This window comes from Clostridium pascui (assembly GCF_016908015.1).
In the GTDB taxonomy this organism is placed as follows: domain Bacteria; phylum Bacillota; class Clostridia; order Clostridiales; family Clostridiaceae; genus Clostridium_AK; species Clostridium_AK pascui.
This window is the reverse complement of sequence record NZ_JAFBDB010000001.1, coordinates 33660-55224: the sequence shown is the minus strand read 5'-3', so window position 1 is coordinate 55224 and position 21565 is coordinate 33660. Positions and strand designations below refer to the sequence as shown.

Here is a 21565-nt window from a genome sequence, read left to right as displayed (position 1 = left end):
TCGTCATATTTTCAAAATGTGTCTTAATACGAATAATTACCAAAGTCTCTATATAAACATCTTCGTTAACTCCATCACTTGTCTTCCACCAACTAAGAATAATCTTATCTCGTGATGACATACAGCTATGTATTTCTTATACCCTAATCCTAACATTATAATTAGTTTGGATAAACATAAATCTCCGACTGCCACTTATCTATCCATCCATCATATACAAACCCCAATTTAAGTAGCAATTTTTTCGAAGGAATATTTTCTTTTTCTGTCATGGCTACTATTTTACAATCAGAATGACGTTCTTTAAGTTTTAGTAATAAGGCTTTCAAGACTTCAGTTACATATCCTTTTCGTGAATAAATTGGATTAATAGAATATCCAATTGTAATAGTTTTTTCTTCCTTTAAAAGATACAAATCTCCTAAAAGATTATCTGTGGTTTTGTTCACAATAGCAAGTTGCATTCCCTTTTCCAAATTTAAAGGCACTATTAAGGCTTTTCTATATTCGTCTTTTGTTAAATTCTTAAAACCTTGATACTGCATCCATTCCTCATTATTTCTATAAATCATAAATAACTCTAAATCTTTTTCTTCAAAAGGTCTTACTATACATCTGTCAGTTTCAAGCACTAAATCACCCCATTATTTTTTTTATTCACCAGTTATATTAAAATTGTCTTATTAAACAAGAATTAAATTAAATTTATCACTCTAGTACACTATATCTTAATATGGTTTTTAATTTATCTTTTTCTACTTTTCTTGTATCAGATAAATATATTTCTCTGTGAACTAAAGTTTTAATCTTTAACCCATTATTCTCTATAAATTCTTTCATCTTATTAAATGATTCTGGTTCATTATCATAAGAGCCTATGTGCATTATTTGTACAGCCAAACCATCCTCTATCTCATCAAAATATACTTCTTTAAGTAATGGATGCGGCTTTTTATTGTTTGTAATTTCAAAGGCTCTTTCTACCACTTCATCATTAACAAAGTCAGGTTGCCTAATCATTATAGTATATAATAATTCATCTTTATTTAAAATTTCACTTTTCCTGCCTTCTTCTGTTAAGTCCCATAGTCCTTCTAAGGGATAAACAGTATATTCAAAATAACCATCTGGTGTAAATCCATTTTTAGGCATCATTCTAATTGCATAAGCAAGGGAGTACAAAACACCTATTCTTTCAGAAAAATCATTATCATTAGGATTACCTGTGCCCTTTATACAAAGGAATTTTTGTTTAGGAACTTTTATCAACTCTGCTTTATTCTTAGGACAATAAAGTTCTTTTTCATGTTTTCTATATTCATGCTTCATTATTCTATCTCCTCTTATAAATATCTATCTAACACGTTAGCTCACCATTTTATATAACTATGTATTTCTTATATCCCAATTATAACATTATTTTAAAACAATACCAAAATGCTGAATCAAGTTATACCTGACTCAGCACCTTTGCCTTCATTAATTATGGACATATGTAATTTTTTTATGTTATAATCTTTTAAAGACTATGAAGAGAAGAGTAGATAAATATATGAATTTACAGAGAGCTCTACAAGGTGAGAATGTGCAAGGATTTTTTTATTGAAGAAGGTCTCAGAGTTGCACACCGAGTCTGTTTTCAGAGGTAGGCTGTGACGGTATAACCCGTTATAAGTTATAGAGTATACAATTAATTATGTACTTGAAGAGTTCTATATGGTGACATATGGATAAACTGAGGTGGTACCACGAATATATAACTTTCGTCCTCAAGATTAAAATCTTGGAGGTGAAGGTTTTTTTATTTATCTAAAAATCTATTAAATCATAAATAAATATTTAAAGGTGGTATAGCTAAAATGTATAAGGAATTTGAAAGTATAGAAAACTTGGAAAAGATAATGGCAGATTCAAATGAATTTGTAGTGGAAAGAGTTAAAAAGTTAAATAAGCTTTTTAAAAAGACTTATAGTTGGAGGAATTGAAAGAGTTTATACCTTTGCAAGAGCTTTTAGAAATGAGGGAATTGACAGAACACATTATCCAGAATTCAGCCTATTTGAATGTTATATGTCTTACGCTGACTATAATGACATGATGAAACTTATGGAAAATATGTACCAATATGTATTTAATAAGGTTAATGGAACAACAAAGATTCAGTATGGAGACGTAGAAATTAATTTTAAAGCTCCGTGGAAGAGAGCTAAGATGTGTGACCTTGTAAAAAAGGATACAGGAATTGATGTTGAGAGACTTACTAGGGAAGAAATTATTAAAAGTGTTACGGACAATGAGCTCTTAATAGAAAGTCAAAATGAGGGATTAGTTATTGATGAATGTTCAAAGGGAGAATTAATAGTTAACTTGTTTGAAGTGTATTCTGAAAAGAAACTGATTCAGCCAACCTTTGTTATAGACTTTCCTGAAGAATCTTCTCCGTTATGTAAGATTCATAGACATAATTCAGATTTAATTGAAAGGTTTGAATCTTACGCTTATGGTGTTGAGCTTGGAAACGCTTATTCAGAACTTAACGCCCCACTAAAGCAAAGAATGCTTTTACACGAACAAGCGTCAAAACTAAGAGCTGGGCTTGAAACAGCAAGTCCAATGGATGAGGAATTTACTGTTGCTATCGATACTGCAATGCCTCCAACTGGAGGGTTAGGAATAGGTATTGATAGAATGATAATGTTTCTTACTGGTTCTTATACCATAAAAGATGTTATAGCATTTCCTCTAATTAAAAGATAATAATAATATAAAACCTCCTTGTGAATGCTGCTTTCTCAGTTCATTAAGCCACAGGGAGGTTATCTTTTTCATTATTAAATTTTTACTGCTTAAGCTCTATATTCTTTTCTAATCCATATCATTATGATCGTTAGAATTTATCTGTTCATCTCTATAGACATAGTTACCATTAAGCTGAGTTCTTTTTATTTCATTAAGTTTAGTATTAATTTGTTTTACTTCTGATTGAATGTTTTGCAATACATCTTTTATATCTTTATCCATTTAATCCATCTCCTTTCATAGAATAGTTTTTTTCTAAGGAGCTGGTTTTATTCAATAAATATATAACTCTCATTGCTTATTTATTTCACTTCTTCTAATTCAATAACATATTTACTATTTGGAAGGTATCTTAACTTATAATTCCTATCCTTATGAATTTTATTGAACCAAGGATTATAATAATAAGTCTCTCCCTCTAATAGAAAGGATGGAGTTGTACCCTTTGATTTAGCATTCACATTGCTGCACTTTCCACTAGTAGTTTTATAATCTTTACTCATATAATAACTAATATCTTTGAAACGGGGCTTTAGTACATAGTTGTAGGAATAAGTCGTCCAAATCATAAATAAAGGAATAAAAATTATTAAAAATAAATATCTCTTCTTATTCCTCTCCTTAACTAAAAATATTAACAATGCAATTACCCAAAAAAACGCAAAAAATATTTGAAATAATGTATCTACTATAAAATCCATGTTTCACAATCCTTTTACGTAAAATTTTCCATATACCCATTTTACCCCAAATACTTCCCATTATCAAAATAAATTTCATGTTTTAAACTTTTGAGTATCAAAACTATATATTCACCAATACTAATAAAAAGGCTTATTAATATATAATTAAATAAATTGGAGGTAAACCATGAACAAAGTATTGTATATCAAAGCAAACGCTAAGTCAGAAGAACTTTCTAGAACCTTTAAAATTTCCGAAAGCTTCATTGAAGCATATAGAGAAGCTCACCCAGAAGATGAAATCACTACATTGGATTTGTATAACGAAGGAATAGATTTTCTTACAAAAGGAAATCTTGACACTGTGAATAAACGGGAAGAGGGAGAGGATAAGAATCATCCCATATTAAAATATGCATATCAATTTTTAGAAGCAGATAAGTATGTAATTGCAGAACCATTATGGAACCTAGGTGTTCCAGCTATACTTAAAGCTTATATTGATTATATTTCTGCTAATGGAATTACATTTAAGTATACTGAGTCAGGTCCTGTAGGCCTATGTACAGGAAAAAAAGCAATTAATATTACTTCAAGAGGCGGCAATTACGACACTGAGCCTTCTGCCTCCTTTGAGATGGGTGATAGATACTTAAAAGCTATATTTGCTTTCTTAGGTATAACTGATTTTGCAACCATATCAGCTGACGGCCTAGATGTTATTGAGAATAACACTGATAAAATTGTTGAAGAAGCCATAATGGTAGCCAAAACAACAGCAAGAAACTTTTAATCATCTAATAATAGCTAAAAATTAAAAGGGGCTGTCTTAAAATTCATAAATGCATTCTAAGAAGCCCCTGCTTATATATAACTTTGTATACACTGATTTTATACCAATATTTGTCCATTATCAAATAGCATTCCTATTTTTCCCCAAAAGTCTGGCCCCTATGTATCGCGCTCAATTCGTTATAGCCCCCTATAATTACAAGAGTGTCATTTGGCTCAATTTCCTCATCAGCGCTAGGAGACATTGTAACAATATTATTTCGTTTTATAGCCATAATATTAATACCATAATTTGATCTTATATTAAGTTCTCCTAAAGTCTTACCCTGCCACTTCTCAGGGCTCATAATTTCAATAATACTGTATTCTGGAGATAATTCAATATGATCTAGTATACTAGTAGAAATAAGGTTGTAAGCTACTCTTGTTCCCATATCTCTTTCTGGGAGAATGACTCTATCTGCCCCTATCTTATTTAATACCTTGGCATGAAAACTGTTATGAGCCTTTACAACTATATATTTTATTCCTAACTCCTTAAGAAGTATAGTAACCATGATACTTGACTGCATTCCTGACCCAATGGCTACGATTGCCACATCAAAGTTCCTTATTCCTATACTTCTTAAAGCCTTTTCGTCAGTAGCATCCATTTGAATTGCATGAGTAACATCATGAGAAATTTCTTGAATAGTAGTTTCATCTAAATCAATTACTAAAACATCTTTACCAAGAGCATATAATGTTTTAGCCACAGATGCTCCAAACCTTCCCAATCCTATTACCACATATTGCTTCTTTTTCATTATTCTAATCTCCTCATCCAACTAAAATCTTATCTTCTGGATATCTAATTTGATTGTTTCTTTTGATCTTTGTAAATGCTAAAGCTACAGTAAGGGGCCCTAGTCTTCCGCTATACATGGTGAAAATTAAAATCGCCTTTCCTATGGAACTTAGCCTTGTTGTAAGCCCTAGTGACAGACCAACAGTCCCAAACGCAGAAGTTACTTCATAAAAAATATATTCAAAAGATTGTCCTACCTCAGAAATCGATAATAACATAGTTACTACAACAATAAGAGTTGATGCAAGCGTAGTGATTACAAAAGACTTACGAACAATATCACCTGCAATTCTCTTTTGAAAGATCTCTGTATCATCCTTACCTTTAATTGCAGCTATTATACTTAACACTATAATACTAAAAGTAGTTGTTTTTATTCCCCCGGCAGTAGATCCTGATGATCCTCCAATAAACATTAGTATTGTTGTTAAAAACCGACCTGACATGGTCATATCAGAAGTAGATATTGAATTAAATCCTGCAGTCCTAGGGGTCACAGAAGCAAATAGTGAATTTACTAATTTACCTTTTAAACTCATAGTTCCCAAAGTATCTGGATTATTGAATTCAAGTAACATCATCAATATCCAACCAGCAGATAGTAATGCTGCAGTAGTAATTATTACAATTTTTGTGTGCAGTGATAATTTTTTAATATTTTTATAATTGTATATTTCCGTCCATACTGAAAATCCCAATCCCCCTACAATTATAAGTACTGCTATTGTAAGTATCACTACTGAGTTCTCTGAAAAAGACGTTAGACTTGTAAAATTCCCCATTAAATCAAATCCTGCATTACAAAAGGCAGATATAGAATGAAAAATACTATAGTAAATCCCCTTTCCCAAGCCATATATGGGAATAAATTGAGTAGATAAAAGTAATGCTCCCATAAATTGAACTGAAAATGTAAAACCTAGTATATACTTTACCATTTTTACAATACCTTGCAGATTAGAACTATTTATTGCTTCCTGCATGATTAGTCTTTCGCTCAGCGTTATTTTCCTTCCAAGTATCAATGCTATCAATGCAGCAAAAGACATAAACCCCAGTCCGCCAATCTCAATTAATAAAAGTATTACCGTCTTTCCAAAATAACTCCAATGTGTTCCTGTATCTAAAGTTACAAGTCCTGTAACACAAACCGCAGAAGTTGATGTAAAAAGACTATCTATAAATGCTGTTCCCTTCCCATCTGCAGATGAAATAGGCAAAGATAAAAGCACCGCCCCTATAAATATGACAATGGCAAATCCTATTGCTAATATTCGAACTGGTATCAATTTAATATTTTTAGCTATTCTAATTTGCATTTTATCTCTCCTTATAAGGAAAACCTTTATTTTCTTAATTTCTTATTTTACTTAACGTCATTAAAAAATAAATTTAGACCTATTTTCTCATACTTCAACATATGAAATCTTAACATGGACATGTTCTTCACTCAAACAACACATTTTTTCTTATCCTATATATTACTTGGTCATATAGACGATTAGTTTGAGTCATCTCCTATATACTTAGCTTTTCTCAAAAAAGCTATAGGCAACGACTTGAAAATTTGACTTTGAAATATTTAGAACTTATACTAAAAATAAAATTAACTATAATTAGGTGGTTTAATTATGTTTAAAACATTAAAATTCAAGATGTCAATGGTTTACCTTATACTTGTATCAACTACAGCAATAGTAGGCGGCATTTCTTTCCTAAATATATATACTCTAAATAAGTCCATTAATGGGCTGATGGTTAATAATTATAGAAGCATAAGCGCAACTGCAAATATGCTTGAGATACTTAATGACCAAAATAGTGAAATTTATAACTATATATATGTAAACCCTACATCCAGCATCGATAATATTCATAATAATATAAATATATTTTATCAGTGGTATAATCTAGAATCTAGTAATATTACTGAGGATAGTGAAAAAGAATTAGTAGCAAAAATTAACAACAACTATTCAACCTATCTGAGACTTTTTTCTCAAATTCAAGAGGTTAAAAATTTCCAGGGAATTGAAGCAGCCTCCAAATACTATACTAATAACTTGCTTCCTGTTTTTAATTCACTAAAAAAGGACTTAAAGGAGCTGTCTTTCATCAATGAAAAAGCAATGTTTAAGAATAAAGAAGTTGTAACTAAAGATGCTCATAAATCTCTAGATACCATTATATTCTTGTCTGTAGTATCTGTTCTTGGCGGCTTTATATTGTCCAGATATTCCATAAAAAGAACTTTAAAACCTATTTACTCCTTAAGAGAAACAATGAAAGCAATAAAAGAAGGTAATTTATCACAGCAAGCTCCAATCATATCTGAAGATGAAATAGGCGAACTTACAATAGAATTTAATAATATGACTGATCGTATTCACAAATTGGAGGAGAGTAATATTGGAAAGCTTCTTATAGAGAAGACTAAATCTGATGCTATCATAAAGAGTATTTCTGATCCACTGATTGTTTTAGATAGTAATTATAAAATAATACGTATTAATATGGCATGTGAAAAATTCTTTAACATTGAAGAGACAAGTTCAATTAATAAATATTTCCTTGAAGTTATCAGAAGTGGAGAATTATTTGATTTTATTTATAATTCTTCAAAGCTAGACATTATGAATCCTTCTCTAAAAATCATTTATTTTAATATTAATGAAGAAGATTATTACTTTAATATTATTGTCACCATAGTTAGAGATACTGAAGCAAAGATAAACGGCATAATAATTTTGCTTCAAAATGTAACAAATTTAAAGCAGCTAGAGCAAATAAAAAGCGACTTTATATCTACTATCTCACATGAATTCAAAACTCCTCTTACCTCAATTATGATTGGCGCCAGTCTTATTCTTGATGCGAGCATTGGCAGCCTAAATGAAAGTCAGCATCAAATAATTAACACAATCCAAGAGGATGGTGAAAAGTTAAATACTCTAGTAAATAACCTGCTCCAGCTTTCAAAGTTGGAATGCAGTGATTCAATTTTTAATATAATGCCTTGTTCTATAACTAACCTTGTAAATAATGCAATATCGGATTTTTGTGAGCAAGCTTTCAGCGCTAAAATAAATTTACATTATGAAGCCAAGGAAAATCTTCCTTATATTAACGCCGATCCAGAAAAAACAAGCTGGGTATTAAATAATCTTATATCTAACGCCTTAAAATATACACAAGCTGGAGGTGAAATAATAATAAATACTTTCACTAACCAAAATAGTATGTATGTGTCTGTGAGTGATACAGGTTCAGGTATACCTAAAGAATATCACGAAGAAATCTTTAATCGCTTCGTACAGGTACGGGGTGAAAACTCTGATGTTAAGGGCACAGGTCTTGGCCTTGCTATAGCTAAAGAAATCGTTAAAGCCCATGGCGGGGAAATCTGGTGTGAAAGTAAATTGGGCTATGGAAGTGTATTTACTTTTACTCTGCCTTTGGCAGTTGAGAAAATATAAACTTAAGGATGTGATATTAGTGAAAAAGGTCATTGTCATTGATGATACTAAAAATATTAGAAATTTACTAACAACTTGCCTTCAAATTAATGGTTACAAAGTATCTACAGCCAGCAGTGGTGAGGAAGCTCTTAATTTGTTTCTTAAGGAGCCTTTTGATTTAGCATTTTTGGATATCAAAATGCCTGAAATAAGTGGTACAGAAGTACTGAGGCGAATAAGGCTGATGGGATTTGACCTTCCTGTGGTTATAATGACAGCTTTTGCAACAGTAAAAAATGCTGTAGAATGCACAAAGCTAGGTGCTGTTGCATATCTGCAAAAGCCCTTCACATCAGATAAAGTTAAGACAGTTCTTGAGGAAATTAATCAATATACTGTTTGTGAAAAAAACGATGTAGGAAATAAACTTATTATAAGTAAAGACCTTATACAAAAGGGAAAAATCGATGAAGCTTTTAGCTGCCTAAAATCTATTCTCTCCATCAATCCCTCTTGCTCAGAATGCTATGACTTAATTGGGAAAGTACATGAACTTAAAGGTAATTTTGAAGAAGCTAAGAAATTTTACACTACTGCTGAACAATTTAAATAATTCATTTTTTATATTTTAAAGGCCTACTAAAGCTTCATTGGAAGAAGCCGCAGGCCTTATTATTTATTTGCAGAATATTTACAAATTATTATTATAATGTTTACAATTCAAATTGTTGATGCTATACTAAAATCTGACTGTCAGATGACATGAACTTTTTAATAGGACAAGTCATAGTTATATTTAATTATTTTTCAGCACTAAAAAATATTGGAGGGACTTTAATTTGGAGACAAAGCAGGCATTAAAATGGGTACTATTTTGGATTTGTGCCGCATTGCTTTTTAACTTAGGAATTTATTTTACACTTGGTCAGCAGAAAGCTATAGAATTTTTAGGTGGCTATGTTATTGAGCAAAGCTTAAGCCTTGATAATTTATTTTTATTTATTCTTGTATTTTCCACATTTGGAATAAAGAAAGAATATCAAAGAAGAGTGCTAAATTACGGAATAATGGGTGCAATTGTATTACGTTTAATATTTGTACTCTTAGGAGTTGCAGTAGTTAGCAAATTCCACTGGGTACTATATATATTTGGAGCTATATTAATTATAAGCGGCTTAAAAATGATGCTTAAACAGGAAGATGAAGAAGAGCATAATTTCAAAAACAATAAGCTAATAAAGCTCTTAAATAAAATACTACCTATAACTGATGAAATTGATGGTGAGAAGTTCTTCGTAAAAATAAACAATGTGCTTCATGCTACTCCACTACTTGCAATACTCGTAGTTATTGAAGGAACAGATATCTTATTTGCTATAGATTCTATTCCAGCAATATTTTCTATAACAACAGATTCATTTATCGTATATACATCAAATATGTTCGCTATAATGGGGTTAAGAAGCCTTTACTTCTTACTTGTAAAAATAAATGATGCATTTAAATACGTAAAGTATGGAGTTGCTTTAATATTGGTATTTACAGGCATAAAGCTTTGCATATTAATGTTCCATGTTGAAATACAGGTTGTACTTTCTGTAGCAATAATCTTTGCAATATTACTGGCTAGTGTGATATTTTCTATTATGATGAAGAAAAACGAAGATAAAAATCAATTTAGTGTTTAATAAAGTGCCACCCACGTGGCAAGTGGCGAGTTGATTAAAACTTGCCACTTGCCATGTGGATGGCACTTTTGGGAATGTTTACAACCTAAATCATTAGTGCTATACTAAAGTCGATTTAATTTTATATTTAGGCTACCTTTTAATACCAAATAATACAGGGGGAATCTAATATGGATACAAAAAAAGCCTTAAAATGGGTGCTGTTTTGGGTTTGTGCAGCTATGATCTTTAACTTAGGGATTTATTTTACACTTGGAAAGCAAAAGGCTATAGAATTTTTAGGAGGCTATGTTATTGAACAAAGCCTAAGTCTGGACAATCTGTTCTTATTCATTCTCGTTTTTGGAAGCTTTGGGATAAAGAAAGAATATCAAAGAAGAGTACTAAATTACGGAATTATAGGAGCGGTAATCTTACGTTTTATATTTGTACTCTTAGGAGTTGCAGTAGTTAGCAAATTCCATTGGGTATTATACATATTTGGAGCTATATTGATTATAAGTGGATTAAAAATGATGTTTAAACAGGACGACGAAGAGGAATTTGATTTCAAAAACAATAAGTTAATAAAACTTCTAACCAACATAATCCCTATAACTGACAAAGTTGACGGTGAAAAGTTTTTTGTAAAGATCAACAATGTGCTTCATGCTACTCCTCTGCTTGCAATACTCGTAGTTATTGAAGGAACAGATATCTTATTTGCCATAGACTCTATTCCAGCAATATTTTCTATAACAACAGATTCATTTATCGTATATACATCAAATATATTTGCTATACTTGCATTAAGGAGTCTATACTTCTTACTTGTAAAAATAAATGATGCATTTAAATACGTAAAGTATGGGGTGGCATTAATATTAGTGTTTACTGGTGTAAAACTTTGCATACTAATGTTCCATGTTGAAATACAAGTTGTACTTTCTGTGGCAATAATCTTTGTAATACTTCTCGCCAGCGTCCTAGTTTCTATTATAATGAAGAAAAACGAAGATAAAAATCAATTTAGTGTTTAATAAAGTGCCACCCACGTGGCAAGTGGCAAGTTGAGCATCACTTGCCACTTGTCATGTGGGTGGCACTTTATTGTCCATCAAAAATATATCCAATGGATCTAACTGATTTTATAAATCTAGGATTTTTCGCATCGTCTTCAATCTTTTTTCTAAGCCTTTTTGTATAAGTTGTAACAGTATTCTCATCATACATATCACTTTTCCAAACATTATTTAATATCTGCTTTCTTGTAAGGACCTTCCCATCGTTTTCAATAAAGTACATTAGAAGATTATATTCTGTTACAGTTAACCTAATTTCTGAATCCCCCTTTAAAACCCTACGAGAATTCTTATAAATTTTTATTTCATCAAACTCTATTACTTCACCATCATTGTTACTTGATATATTTCCGTATTGATTATAACGTCTTATATGCGCCTTGACCCTAGCAATTAACTCCACTGGATCAAAGGGTTTTGTTATATAATCATCTGCTCCTATGCCAAGGCCTAGTACCATATCATATTGAGATGAATTTGCTGTTAAAAAAACTATTGGCACATTAGTTCTTTCCCTAAAAATCTTGCAAAGATCAATACCACTTAATTCATTCATATTTATATCAAGTAAAATGAGGCTTATAGAATTATCCAGTTTATTTATGGCAGTTTCTCCGCTATATGCAGTCACCACATCTAATCCATATAATTTCATAAACTCTGAAACCATACGAACAATGGATTTATCATCATCAACAACTAGTACTTTATCCAAAATATCGCCCCTTTTGACATACTCTGATATTTTAATCTTATCATAGTAAAAATAATTATTCTATAATATTTCTAAATATAATGACAATTTGGTGACAAATAAAAATCAAAATAGTGTGAATTGTTAAAATATACTTCCATCTTATATATAATAAAATAAAAGTTAACAAAATTTAAGGAGGAGATATTAATGGACAATCTAAATCGAGAGACGTCTAAAAATTTGAATACAGCTGGTGCCTTAACTAAGTTTATCGGGTACAGCCTAATAGGTATTTTTATGTTCTTCGTGCCCTTGAAAATGTGGGGACAATCCTCTATTCCAATAGATCATATTGTAACCGGACTTAAAAAGCTGCTGGGTCCCTTAACCTCTATTTATGCACTTATTATCATTATTGCAGGTGCTGCACGTCCATTTACTAAAAAAACTTGGAACAAAGATATTGTAACAACTATATTTTCTATTTTAAAAATTGGCGGGGTAGTAGTTGGATTCATGGCATATTTTAAAATTGGTCCAAGCTGGATGTTTGACCCTGATATGGTTCCATTTCTTTTCGATAAGCTTGTTATCCCTGTTGGAATGATAGTGCCAATAGGAGGAGCATTTCTTGCCTTTCTAGTAGGCTATGGATTTTTAGAATTTGCTGGAGTATTTATGAGACCTATCATGAAGCCTATCTTTAAAACTCAAGGAAGATCTGCAATTGATGCTGTCGCCTCCTTTGTAGGAAGTTATTCTTTAGCACTTCTTATAACAAATAGAGTTTTTAAAGAAGGTAAATATACCATAAAAGAATCATGCATTATTGCAACAGGTTTTTCAACGGTGTCTGCTACCTTTATGATTATAGTTGCAAAGACTCTTGGAATTATGAATATATGGAATACATACTTCTGGGTAACCTTTATCGTGACTTTTGCAGTAACTGCCATAACAGTAAGACTTAGACCTCTCAGCAGGAAAAGTGATTCTTACATTACTGAAGTTGGAGATCCTGAACCAGAAATCAACAGCAACTATTTTCAAAACGCATTAAATGAAGGTTTAAAGGTTGCATCAGTTTCACCTAATATAGGAAAATGCGTATGGGATAACTTTAAGGACAGCCTTGTAATGGCAATGGGAATACTTCCATCAATCTTATCTGTAGGACTTATAGGACTTATGCTTGCAGAATTCACTCCTGTATTTGATGTTCTTGGATATATATTTTATCCATTTGTAAAGCTTCTTCAAATACCTGAAGCAATGCTTACCTCAAAAGCAGCAGCTCTTGGAATTGCTGAAATGTTCCTGCCAGCGCTATTAGTTAAAGATGCTCCTATGGTTACTAAATTCATAATAGGTGTAACTTCAATTTCTTCAATACTATTTTTCTCTGCTTCAATTCCATGCATTATGTCCACAGAAATTCCGCTTAAACTTTCTGATATTGTAATTGTATGGTTTGAAAGAACTCTTCTTACTATAATACTGGTAACTCCTATAGCGTTTATGCTTTTTTAAAACAATTTATTAAATATTTTTACAATTTATGATAAAATTAAAGTGTCTTTATTACAATCTTTGTAATGTAGGCACTTTAATTTTATTGTATGGGGGTTTTTATGAAATTAAGAACAAGAATTACACTAATTATATGTACTATGATTGTTATTTTAATGTTTTCCCTTGGATCAATACTTTACTTTAAATCCGTATCCATAATTAATAAAGACTCTGAAACTCTAATGGTTTCCCAGCTTGATAGAGTTCAGGAAAATATTGATTTACTTGTTAATATGAACAAGCTTGAAACAAAGGAACTTTCTCTTGATAAAAAAGTGGAAGCATTTCTATTAGGCAAAGCAGACGTGCCCTATATAAATAAATATTTGGTTAATTTGATGAATAATAAAAATAGAATATATAATTATTATATGGATTTCTTCATTTTAGATACTAGCGGTCATATTATTGCTTCATGTATGCCTTCTGCAATGAATGTAGATTTATCCAGCAGAAATTATTTTATACAAAGTGTAAAGACAAAATCTACAGTCACAAGCGATATTTTAGTTGGACGAGCAAATGGTCAGCCTATTGTAAATACCGTATCTCCAATAGAAAATTTAAATGGTGAAATTCTTGGATATGCTGGAACGGCTATTTATGCGGAGTATTTTTCAAAACTTGCTGAAAATCTTACTTTAGGTAAGAGTGGATATTACGCTATTATTGATTCTAATGATTTAGTTTTATCTCATCCAAACAAAGATTTGATAGGAAAAGAATTCCCTTTTAATATTAATCATAAAAGCTTTGAAGGAAGTAATGAAAATTTAATAAAACAAACAGTAACCATTAATCCAAAAGAAAAAGAGTTTCAAATATTTAAACTTATGAAAAATACAAACTGGATTTTAATTGCCTCCCTACCTGCAAAAGACATGTACCATAAGTCAAAATCATTTTTATACAGCGTCCTTATAATAAGTATTATCGCTCTAATATTTTCACTGCTTATTGGAGTATATGTAACTAATAAGATATCAATTCCTATTGTTGCTACCACCGAATATCTTAACACTATTTCGAGAAGCAATTCAATTATAGATAAATCTATATCAGAGTCCATTGAAATTCTAAAAAACAATTACAAGGAAGCACATGAATCTAACTCCTATGTAGAAATTAAAGATAATAAATACGATGAAATAGGACGATTTCAAAAATCCTTTAAGGATGTTAAAAAAACAATCTATATTTTACTTAAAAGATTTGAAAAAGAAAGTGATCAGTTAATAAAATCCTCCAAGCAGTTGGCGATTACCATTGAAGAAATCTCAAGTGGAACAGGAAAATTTATTTCCACACTATCTCACGAATTAAAAAACTCAATAACAGTTATAAAGGGGTATTCAATGGGACTTAAAGCTGGAATTACTCAAGATGAAGCTGTAAAGGCAAAATTTATTGATGAAATATATAATAGAACAGAAGAAATTGAAACAATTATATCTGATGTTTTAGATTCTGCCTATGAAGCTAATAAGGATATAATGCTGCATAAGGAAAGGCTTGATCTAAAGATTTTTGCTTTAGAACTTGCTGCAGATGCTAGCGAATATGTTAAAAACAAAGGACTAAACTTACAGGATTATATAGATATTGATGATGGAATACTTAATGTTGATAAAGTAAAAATCAAACGAGTGTGGAATAATCTAGTAAGCAATGCCGTGAAATATTCTGAAGCTGGCTCAACAGTAATTATCCGCATATCTAAGCAATCTAATATTGTAAAGTTTGAGATTCGGGATGAAGGAATGGGTATAAGTGAAGATGACATGCAAAAAATTTATAATATGTTTTACAGAGGGACAAACGTAAAGCAAAAGGGCTATGGATTGGGGCTTTTTATCTCAAAGTCTATAGTAGAAGCTCACGGTGGACAGATTAATGCAAAATCTGAGCTTGGTAAGGGTAGTGTATTTTGCTTTTCCATTAATGTAGATGATGATTGAAAATAATGATATGTTTTATGAAATTATGTAGAGAGGATAAATTTTAGGGTTTATCCTCTTTTAATTTGGTATATTTTATTATAGAAGATTAATTCTTTTATAGTTTTTTATATTGAACCCTATTTTCTGGATCATCTTCAGTGACTACTGCTTGAAACTTTCCATTTTCAACTTCTGCTTTAAATCTTTTTCCATCTGCTGTGTGCTCTTCAACAGGAAAGTCATCTTCAACTACATCTTTATATTCAAAAGGATGCCCAGTTGGGACTTTATTAAGCTTATCTATATCTACATGACTCTTTTGTGACATTAATATCACTCCTTATTATTAGAATTTACTCCAATAATATTATGAGCACATTTTATGTCGATTATTTATCTATATTTTTGCTAAACTTGCCACTTGCCATGTGGGTGGCACTTATTTGTTTTTAATAAAATTAATAAATGCATCCGCTTGTTTCTCTAGAAATGTTAAGCTTGTAGTCAATTCAAGTTTTCCATTTTCATTTACTTGCTGCATTGCATTGGGAATGGTAAGACGAGGCACATTCATGATATTCATATTTAAAAGGCTCAGCAAAGTAACTAAATGATCCTGAGCAATTCCTGTCCCAGACATTCCTGGAGTGATACCGCTTATTGCAGCTGGTTTTCTAGATAAAACCTGGCCTTCTGTTTTACTAACAGGCCTGGAAAGCCAATCAATTAGATTTTTCAATACGCCAGGAAAAAAATGATTATACTCTGGTGTAAAAAACCAAATCCCATCTGCCTTTTTTATTTTTTCTCTAATTTCTTTAACTTTTTCTGGTGCAGGATATTCGATGTCTTGATTTAAAAGAGGCACCTCACTATAATCTATTATTTCTACACTAGCTTTATCTTTTAAATATTTTTGAGCCTCTTTTGCAAGCTGAAGATTAAGAGAATCTTTTCTTAATGACCCAACAATTACTACTATATTGATATTTTTCATTTGTTTCCTCCTCTCACTATCCACCATAGTTATTCATGCTTATAATTATATCATAATTTTACACTAACGGGGCCATACCCTTGGGAATAATTTACTTATCCAACTTGCCACTTGTCATGTGGGTGGCACCAAAAAAACAAATAAACAGATAGAAACAATTGCTCCTATCTGTTTATTTTATAAATTCTATTTCCCAATTATAATATCCTGTTTTTTCATTTAGCACATATTTAAAGTAAGCTGCAAAAGTTGTTCCCTTTTTACTTCTTAGATTTCTAAAGCCAACTTTGCCGTTTTTAAGCAGCAGTTCAACCATTGCCCTTGAAACTTTCTTGCCAAAGGATTGGATATATTTATCATTCTTCCAAATTGTAAACTTACAACCATTTTTCCAATTAGTACATCCGAAGCTTTTTTCCCCTTCTACTATGTCATTTCCACAGGTAGGGCACTTGCCGATACTCTCCATGCCTTCTGGCAGCTCAACTTTAAAAGTACTTAGCACAGATGTATCATTTTTTATAGAATTTACTGCTGTTATAGTAAATTCCTTAATCATATTTAAAAAGTCTTCTTTTTTAAACTTACCCTTTTCTATATCAGATAATGTTTTTTCCAGTCTCCCCGTATACTCTAAATCCAATAGCTGTTTACATGGAAATATTTCAACTATGGTTTTTCCTAGATCTGTACATGTAAGGCTTTTACCCTTTGCTTTAATGTAACCCACATCTTTCAATTTTTTAATGGTCTCTGCTCTAGTGGCAGGAGTCCCAATTGAAAAGCCGCTCAAAATGGAGCTCATCATTTCTTCTGTATCTTCTTTATACTGTTCGTCTTCTTCATCCTTAAAATTCTTACCACAGGTCTCCATAATTCTTAAAAGTGTCTTTTCAGTATGGAGCTTAGGCGGCTTTTTAGTAACAGCATTTACTTTACTATCTACTACATACACGATTTCTTTTTCTAATACCATTGGTAAAATAGTATCCTTGCTGTCCATTTTCTCAACAACACGCCATCCCAAAATCGTTTGTACCTTTCCCTTTGATACAAATACCCCCTTAACATCAGCCTCATTTACCTTAGACACAAGTTTAGTTTCTTCATATTCAGCCACCGGTAAGAATTGCATTATAAATCTATTTTTAATTGCAGTATATACAATAGCTTCATCACCATTTAGTCCTGTTGGCTTCATGTAGGTTGGAACTATAGCACTATGGCTTTCCACCTTTGAATTATCAAATATTCTCTTATTATCAACAAATTTAATTTGATTTTCATATGCCAATCCTTTTTTTAATGTATCTAAAACTTTTTTGGTCTTATCTTTTAAACTTTCTTCTAGTGCAACGCTGCCTGTTCTTGGATATGTAATAAATTTCTTTTCATAAAGTGATTGTGCAACCTTTAATACCTTATCAGATGTCCACCCCTTATACTTACTTGTAACATATCCTTGCAAATTTGATAAATTAAATAATAGCGGCGGATAATCTTTTTTCTTATCTACTTGTTTTTCTATAATTTCTGCGTCTTTATCCTTTAAAAGCTTAACTATATTTTCTGGAGTTTCTTTATCATCAAATTTTTCATTGTCATTTTCATAATAAACTCCTTCAAATTCCTCATTATCTTTTGTTTTGAAATTTGCTACTAATTTATAATAAGTGGATGATTGGAAGGTTTCTATTTCCTTGTCTCTATCATAGATAATTTTTAATGTTGGCAGCAAAACCCTTCCTATGTTTAATGTCTTCTTGTCATTAAAGTTATATCTTAATGTTGCTACAGAAGTTAAATTTATTCCTATTATCCAATCTGCCCACTGCCTTCCAATACCTGCATCTTGAAGGGATTTCATTTGCTCGTTAGGCTTTAAACTAGAAATACCTTTTTTCACTTCTTCAGCGGTCCACTCATTTAACAGCATTCTAAATACAGGCTTTTTCTCATTAAAATATAAGAATAATTCATCACCAATAACCTGTCCTTCTCTATCAAAATCTGTGGCAGAAATGATTCCATCCACATCAGATCTATCTATTAAACTTTTTATTATATTAAGCTGCTTTTCGGCACCCTTATCCACAGAGTTTCTATTTACATTATCACATTTGACTTTATACTGAAATTTTTCTGGAATAAAGGGAAACCTTTCAAGTCTCCAAGCTCTCATATTTTCATCATAGTCTTTTGCATCAAATAACTGCAGCAAATGACCAAAAGCCCATGTAATAATGTAATCATTGCCTTCAAAATATCCATTCCCTCTTACCTTAACGCCAAGGGCATCGGCTATATTCTTTGCAACAGATGGTTTTTCTGCAATAATTATTTTTTTCAATAAATACATCTCCTATTTCATTTAATTCATGCTTAATTACTAGAGTACTAATTATATTATATACTACATTATCGTACAACTATTTATTAAGTTGAAACAACCCCAGTGACATAAAAAGAACCATCAGGGTAGAAAACTAGAAATAGCTTTTTACTCTATATATTTTATCATTATTTCTGCCTTATTCAAACTTGCCACTTGTCACGTGGGTGGCACCTTTATAAAAAAGCTGTTGATAAAATAATTTTATCAACAGCTATATTGAATATTCTTTACAAATCTATGTATTTATTATATAATTGAATTTCGCACACAATTATAACAAGTATATCATATGTATCTAAATTACACTATTATTATAGCACAAAGCTTTTAATAATGTCAATAGATTTTACGAAAAATTATAGGAGCGTGATAATTTGAATACTTTCAACGAAAATCAACATGAAGAATTAGAGTACCTTGAAAAAACTTTATCTCTAATCAAAGAAAATTTACAAGAGGAAAAGGAATCGTTAAATTCAAAACTAAGCAATGTTATAGCTGCTAGAAGAGAGATGTGGGAAGAAGTATCCCATTCATCAGAAAACTTTGATGAAGTACCTGAAAGGAATCACTTTCTTAATGAATCCGGAATCAAAGCTAGAGATTATATTAGTACAGAAAAGCAAATAGAAAAACTCAATAAATTGCTTAACTCCCCTTACTTTGGAAGATTTGATTTTATTGAAGACGACTTTGATGATACTGAAAAAATTTATGTAGGGTTGTCCAGCTTAATAGACAATGAAACCAGTGATATTTTAGTATACGACTGGCGCTCACCAATTTCAAGTATATATTATCGCAGCGAATTAGGTAAATGCTTTTATAAATCCCCTGCTGGAATTGTAAGCGGTAATATCTTATTAAAGAGACAATATAAAATCAAAGATTCAAAACTAAAGTACTTTTTTGACAGCAGTATTAAGATAAATGATGAAATGCTCCAGGAAGTATTAAGTCAAAATGCTTCTGATAAAATGAAAACCATAGTTCAAACGATTCAAAAGGAACAAGACATTATCATAAGAGATACGGAAAATGAGCTTTTAATTGTTCAAGGTGCTGCAGGAAGCGGCAAAACCTCCATAGCTCTTCACAGAATTTCATTTTTACTTTATGAAGGATTAAACTCTAAGCTAAATACAAATAACGTTATAATAGTTTCCCCTAATTCATTTTTTAGCAGTTATATCTCAGATGTACTCCCTGAGCTTGGAGAAGACAATGTGGAGCAAATAACCTTTGATAACATTATAGTAAATTCCTTTGATAAAAATTATGTATTAGAGACACGGGAAAAGCAAATGGAACTTTTATTGACTTTGCAAAGCTGTATCAGTAATGATTTCAAAACAAAGCTTGACAGCATTAAGTTTAAGGGGTCTCCTGAGTTTATAAAAATTCTTGATAATTTACTAATATATTTAGAAAGAAAGCTAATACCTTTTAAGGATGTTTACTTCAACGGAAAAATAATCGAAACCGGCCAGCAAATAAAGAGTATTTTTTTAAATAATAAAATAAACATGCCAGCAGCAAAACGGCTTAAGAGAATAGAAAATATGATACTTGATAAAATTCACCCATTAAGAAAAGAAAGACTTGAAATGGTTGAAGAAGTTGTTGAAAAAGTAACTGAAGATCATATACTTGAAATTAAATCCTTTAGCAGACTTTTATGTATTAAAGAAGCTGCTAAACTTATGGAGTATATTCACACTTTCACAGAAATTAATCATTTAAATTTATATAATCTATTATTTAAAGATAAGGATTTATTTTTAAGGCTTTCTAAAGGTATAACCCTGCCAGAAAACATAGATGAAATAATGAAATACACTAAAGGCAACTTAGATAATCAGGTTATATCTTATGAAGATGCTGCTGCAATTATATACTTAAAATTAAGTATTCAGGGCAATGAAGAATTTGGTGAAATAAAGCAAGTTGTTATAGACGAAGCACAGGATTACTACCCAATACACTACTATTTATTTAATTTATTGTTTAAAAATGCACGATATACAGTACTTGGAGATTATAATCAAACACTTGAGAAATATGGAAATAAAACTATATATGATTGCATAGCGCAAATACTTAAAAAGAAAAAAACTGTAAAACTTAGCTTGAATAAAAGTTATAGATCTTCCTTTGAAATCAATACCTTTAACCAAAAACTTTTAAGTAACACCCAGGAGGCAGTGTCCTTTCAAAGGCATGAAGCCGCTCCAGAAATTAAATTTGTAAAAAATATAAATGAATTAGATACCGCTATTTGTAAGGACGTTACTAAATACTTTGATTTAGACTATAAGTCCATTGCAATTATATGCAAAAGCTCAAAGGAAGCTAAGGATGTAAAAAACAGATTAAGTAAATACATTGATGCAACCTTACTAGAAGATAAGGATATGAAAAAGAACGACTCTGTATTAGTTGTTCCGTCATATTTAGCAAAGGGCTTAGAATTTGACGTTGTACTAGTATACGATGTTTCAAATAAGAACTACAACAGCGATTTTGATAAAAGACTTCTTTATATAGCCTGCACAAGGGCTCTTCACGGATTAACTTTATATCATACAGGAGAAAAAAGTAATTTTATTAAGGATTAATCCAAAAACAAACAGCTC

General features: G+C 31.0%; 20 protein-coding genes and 1 other annotated feature. Of the genes, 10 read left to right on the top strand and 10 right to left on the bottom strand.

From position 1 onward, the window contains the following. Positions 1-161: 161 nt before the first annotated feature. The gene (locus JOC70_RS00290; protein WP_204596934.1) at positions 162-632 is read right to left on the bottom strand and encodes a GNAT family N-acetyltransferase; all 471 of its coding nucleotides are present in this window, start codon (positions 630-632) and stop codon (positions 162-164) included. A 76-nt stretch (positions 633-708) separates the two neighbouring features. Further along, positions 709-1329, bottom strand: a complete 621-nt coding sequence (locus JOC70_RS00285; RefSeq protein ID WP_204596933.1) for a GyrI-like domain-containing protein — start codon at positions 1327-1329, stop codon at positions 709-711. A 190-nt stretch (positions 1330-1519) separates the two neighbouring features. Then, positions 1520-1774, top strand: a binding site (T-box leader). A gap of 85 nt (positions 1775-1859) precedes the next feature. Between JOC70_RS00285 and JOC70_RS19330 the strand changes: the two genes are divergently transcribed. Both JOC70_RS19330 and JOC70_RS00280 read left to right on the top strand, forming a co-directional pair. After that, positions 1860-1985 carry a hypothetical protein gene (locus tag JOC70_RS19330; RefSeq protein WP_279381203.1) on the top strand — a complete coding sequence of 42 codons (126 nt, stop codon included), beginning with the start codon at positions 1860-1862 and terminating at the stop codon, positions 1983-1985. Further along, the gene (locus tag JOC70_RS00280; protein ID WP_341534855.1) at positions 1948-2757 is read left to right on the top strand and encodes an amino acid--tRNA ligase-related protein; all 810 of its coding nucleotides are present in this window, start codon (positions 1948-1950) and stop codon (positions 2755-2757) included. Before JOC70_RS19330 ends, JOC70_RS00280 begins: the two co-directional genes overlap by 38 nt. 108 nt (positions 2758-2865) lie before the next feature. Here JOC70_RS00280 and JOC70_RS00275 read toward each other — a convergent pair whose 3' ends face one another. After that, complete coding sequence (locus JOC70_RS00275; protein WP_204596932.1) at positions 2866-3021, bottom strand: hypothetical protein; 156 nt, start codon at positions 3019-3021, stop codon at positions 2866-2868. 80 nt (positions 3022-3101) lie between these two features. Then, complete coding sequence (locus tag JOC70_RS00270; protein WP_204596931.1) at positions 3102-3500, bottom strand: hypothetical protein; 399 nt, start codon at positions 3498-3500, stop codon at positions 3102-3104. A gap of 169 nt (positions 3501-3669) precedes the next feature. Between JOC70_RS00270 and JOC70_RS00265 the strand changes: the two genes are divergently transcribed. Further along, positions 3670-4275 carry an FMN-dependent NADH-azoreductase gene (locus JOC70_RS00265; RefSeq protein ID WP_204596930.1) on the top strand — a complete coding sequence of 202 codons (606 nt, stop codon included), beginning with the start codon at positions 3670-3672 and terminating at the stop codon, positions 4273-4275. Between the two features lie 133 nt (positions 4276-4408). On the opposite strand, the gene JOC70_RS00260 is transcribed toward JOC70_RS00265, so the two are convergent. Continuing rightward, positions 4409-5080 (bottom strand): potassium channel family protein, encoded by a 672-nt coding sequence (locus tag JOC70_RS00260; protein ID WP_204596929.1) that lies wholly within the window; start codon positions 5078-5080, stop codon positions 4409-4411. A 13-nt stretch (positions 5081-5093) separates the two neighbouring features. Next, entirely contained in the window at positions 5094-6440 is a 1347-nt protein-coding gene (locus JOC70_RS00255; protein WP_204596928.1) for a TrkH family potassium uptake protein, read from the bottom strand. Positions 6441-6752: 312 nt separating this feature from the next. On the opposite strand from JOC70_RS00255, the gene JOC70_RS00250 reads away from it, so the two are divergent. From JOC70_RS00250 to JOC70_RS00235, 4 genes are all read left to right on the top strand, one after another. Beyond that, positions 6753-8597, top strand: a complete 1845-nt coding sequence (locus JOC70_RS00250; protein WP_204596927.1) for an ATP-binding protein — start codon at positions 6753-6755, stop codon at positions 8595-8597. After that, positions 8530-9192 (top strand): response regulator, encoded by a 663-nt coding sequence (locus JOC70_RS00245; protein WP_341534831.1) that lies wholly within the window; start codon positions 8530-8532, stop codon positions 9190-9192. The genes JOC70_RS00250 and JOC70_RS00245 overlap by 68 nt, the downstream gene beginning before the upstream one ends. 226 nt (positions 9193-9418) lie before the next feature. Next, positions 9419-10267, top strand: coding sequence for a TerC/Alx family metal homeostasis membrane protein (locus tag JOC70_RS00240; RefSeq protein WP_204596926.1), 849 nt, complete (start codon positions 9419-9421; stop codon positions 10265-10267). A gap of 170 nt (positions 10268-10437) precedes the next feature. Then, the gene (locus JOC70_RS00235) at positions 10438-11286 is read left to right on the top strand and encodes a TerC/Alx family metal homeostasis membrane protein (RefSeq protein ID WP_204596925.1); all 849 of its coding nucleotides are present in this window, start codon (positions 10438-10440) and stop codon (positions 11284-11286) included. 67 nt (positions 11287-11353) lie between these two features. Here the strand turns inward: JOC70_RS00235 and JOC70_RS00230 are convergent, their stop codons facing one another. Continuing rightward, positions 11354-12043 (bottom strand): response regulator transcription factor, encoded by a 690-nt coding sequence (locus tag JOC70_RS00230; RefSeq protein WP_204596924.1) that lies wholly within the window; start codon positions 12041-12043, stop codon positions 11354-11356. Positions 12044-12232: 189 nt separating this feature from the next. Here JOC70_RS00230 and JOC70_RS00225 point away from each other — a divergent pair, with 189 nt between their 5' ends. Next, complete coding sequence (locus JOC70_RS00225; protein WP_204596923.1) at positions 12233-13555, top strand: YjiH family protein; 1323 nt, start codon at positions 12233-12235, stop codon at positions 13553-13555. A gap of 101 nt (positions 13556-13656) precedes the next feature. Continuing rightward, positions 13657-15555: a sensor histidine kinase gene (locus tag JOC70_RS00220; protein ID WP_204596922.1), complete on the top strand. Its 1899-nt coding sequence runs from the start codon at positions 13657-13659 to the stop codon at positions 15553-15555. A 97-nt stretch (positions 15556-15652) separates the two neighbouring features. On the opposite strand, the gene JOC70_RS00215 is transcribed toward JOC70_RS00220, so the two are convergent. From JOC70_RS00215 to JOC70_RS00205, 3 genes are all read right to left on the bottom strand, one after another. Continuing rightward, complete coding sequence (locus JOC70_RS00215) at positions 15653-15865, bottom strand: hypothetical protein (protein WP_204596921.1); 213 nt, start codon at positions 15863-15865, stop codon at positions 15653-15655. A 111-nt stretch (positions 15866-15976) separates the two neighbouring features. Next, positions 15977-16534, bottom strand: coding sequence for an NADPH-dependent FMN reductase (locus JOC70_RS00210; RefSeq protein ID WP_204596920.1), 558 nt, complete (start codon positions 16532-16534; stop codon positions 15977-15979). Positions 16535-16706: 172 nt separating this feature from the next. Next, positions 16707-18884, bottom strand: a complete 2178-nt coding sequence (locus JOC70_RS00205) for a type IA DNA topoisomerase (protein WP_204596919.1) — start codon at positions 18882-18884, stop codon at positions 16707-16709. 419 nt (positions 18885-19303) lie between these two features. Between JOC70_RS00205 and JOC70_RS00200 the strand changes: the two genes are divergently transcribed. After that, positions 19304-21547, top strand: a complete 2244-nt coding sequence (locus JOC70_RS00200) for a HelD family protein (RefSeq protein ID WP_204596918.1) — start codon at positions 19304-19306, stop codon at positions 21545-21547. Positions 21548-21565 lie beyond the last annotated feature (18 nt).

Excerpts from the sequence above, each read along its gene's own strand:
- JOC70_RS00285 (WP_204596933.1), bottom strand. The coding sequence starts at position 1,329 with ATGAAGCATGAATATAGAAAACATGAAAAAGAACTTTATTGTCCTAAG.
- JOC70_RS19330 (WP_279381203.1), top strand. The coding sequence starts at position 1,860 with ATGTATAAGGAATTTGAAAGTATAGAAAACTTGGAAAAGATAATGGCA.
- JOC70_RS00275 (WP_204596932.1), bottom strand. The coding sequence starts at position 3,021 with ATGGATAAAGATATAAAAGATGTATTGCAAAACATTCAATCAGAAGTA.
- JOC70_RS00270 (WP_204596931.1), bottom strand. The coding sequence starts at position 3,500 with ATGGATTTTATAGTAGATACATTATTTCAAATATTTTTTGCGTTTTTT.
- JOC70_RS00265 (WP_204596930.1), top strand. The coding sequence starts at position 3,670 with ATGAACAAAGTATTGTATATCAAAGCAAACGCTAAGTCAGAAGAACTT.
- JOC70_RS00260 (WP_204596929.1), bottom strand. The coding sequence starts at position 5,080 with ATGAAAAAGAAGCAATATGTGGTAATAGGATTGGGAAGGTTTGGAGCA.
- JOC70_RS00255 (WP_204596928.1), bottom strand. The coding sequence starts at position 6,440 with ATGCAAATTAGAATAGCTAAAAATATTAAATTGATACCAGTTCGAATA.
- JOC70_RS00250 (WP_204596927.1), top strand. The coding sequence starts at position 6,753 with ATGTTTAAAACATTAAAATTCAAGATGTCAATGGTTTACCTTATACTT.
- JOC70_RS00235 (WP_204596925.1), top strand. The coding sequence starts at position 10,438 with ATGGATACAAAAAAAGCCTTAAAATGGGTGCTGTTTTGGGTTTGTGCA.
- JOC70_RS00225 (WP_204596923.1), top strand. The coding sequence starts at position 12,233 with ATGGACAATCTAAATCGAGAGACGTCTAAAAATTTGAATACAGCTGGT.
- JOC70_RS00220 (WP_204596922.1), top strand. The coding sequence starts at position 13,657 with ATGAAATTAAGAACAAGAATTACACTAATTATATGTACTATGATTGTT.
- JOC70_RS00215 (WP_204596921.1), bottom strand. The coding sequence starts at position 15,865 with ATGTCACAAAAGAGTCATGTAGATATAGATAAGCTTAATAAAGTCCCA.
- JOC70_RS00210 (WP_204596920.1), bottom strand. The coding sequence starts at position 16,534 with ATGAAAAATATCAATATAGTAGTAATTGTTGGGTCATTAAGAAAAGAT.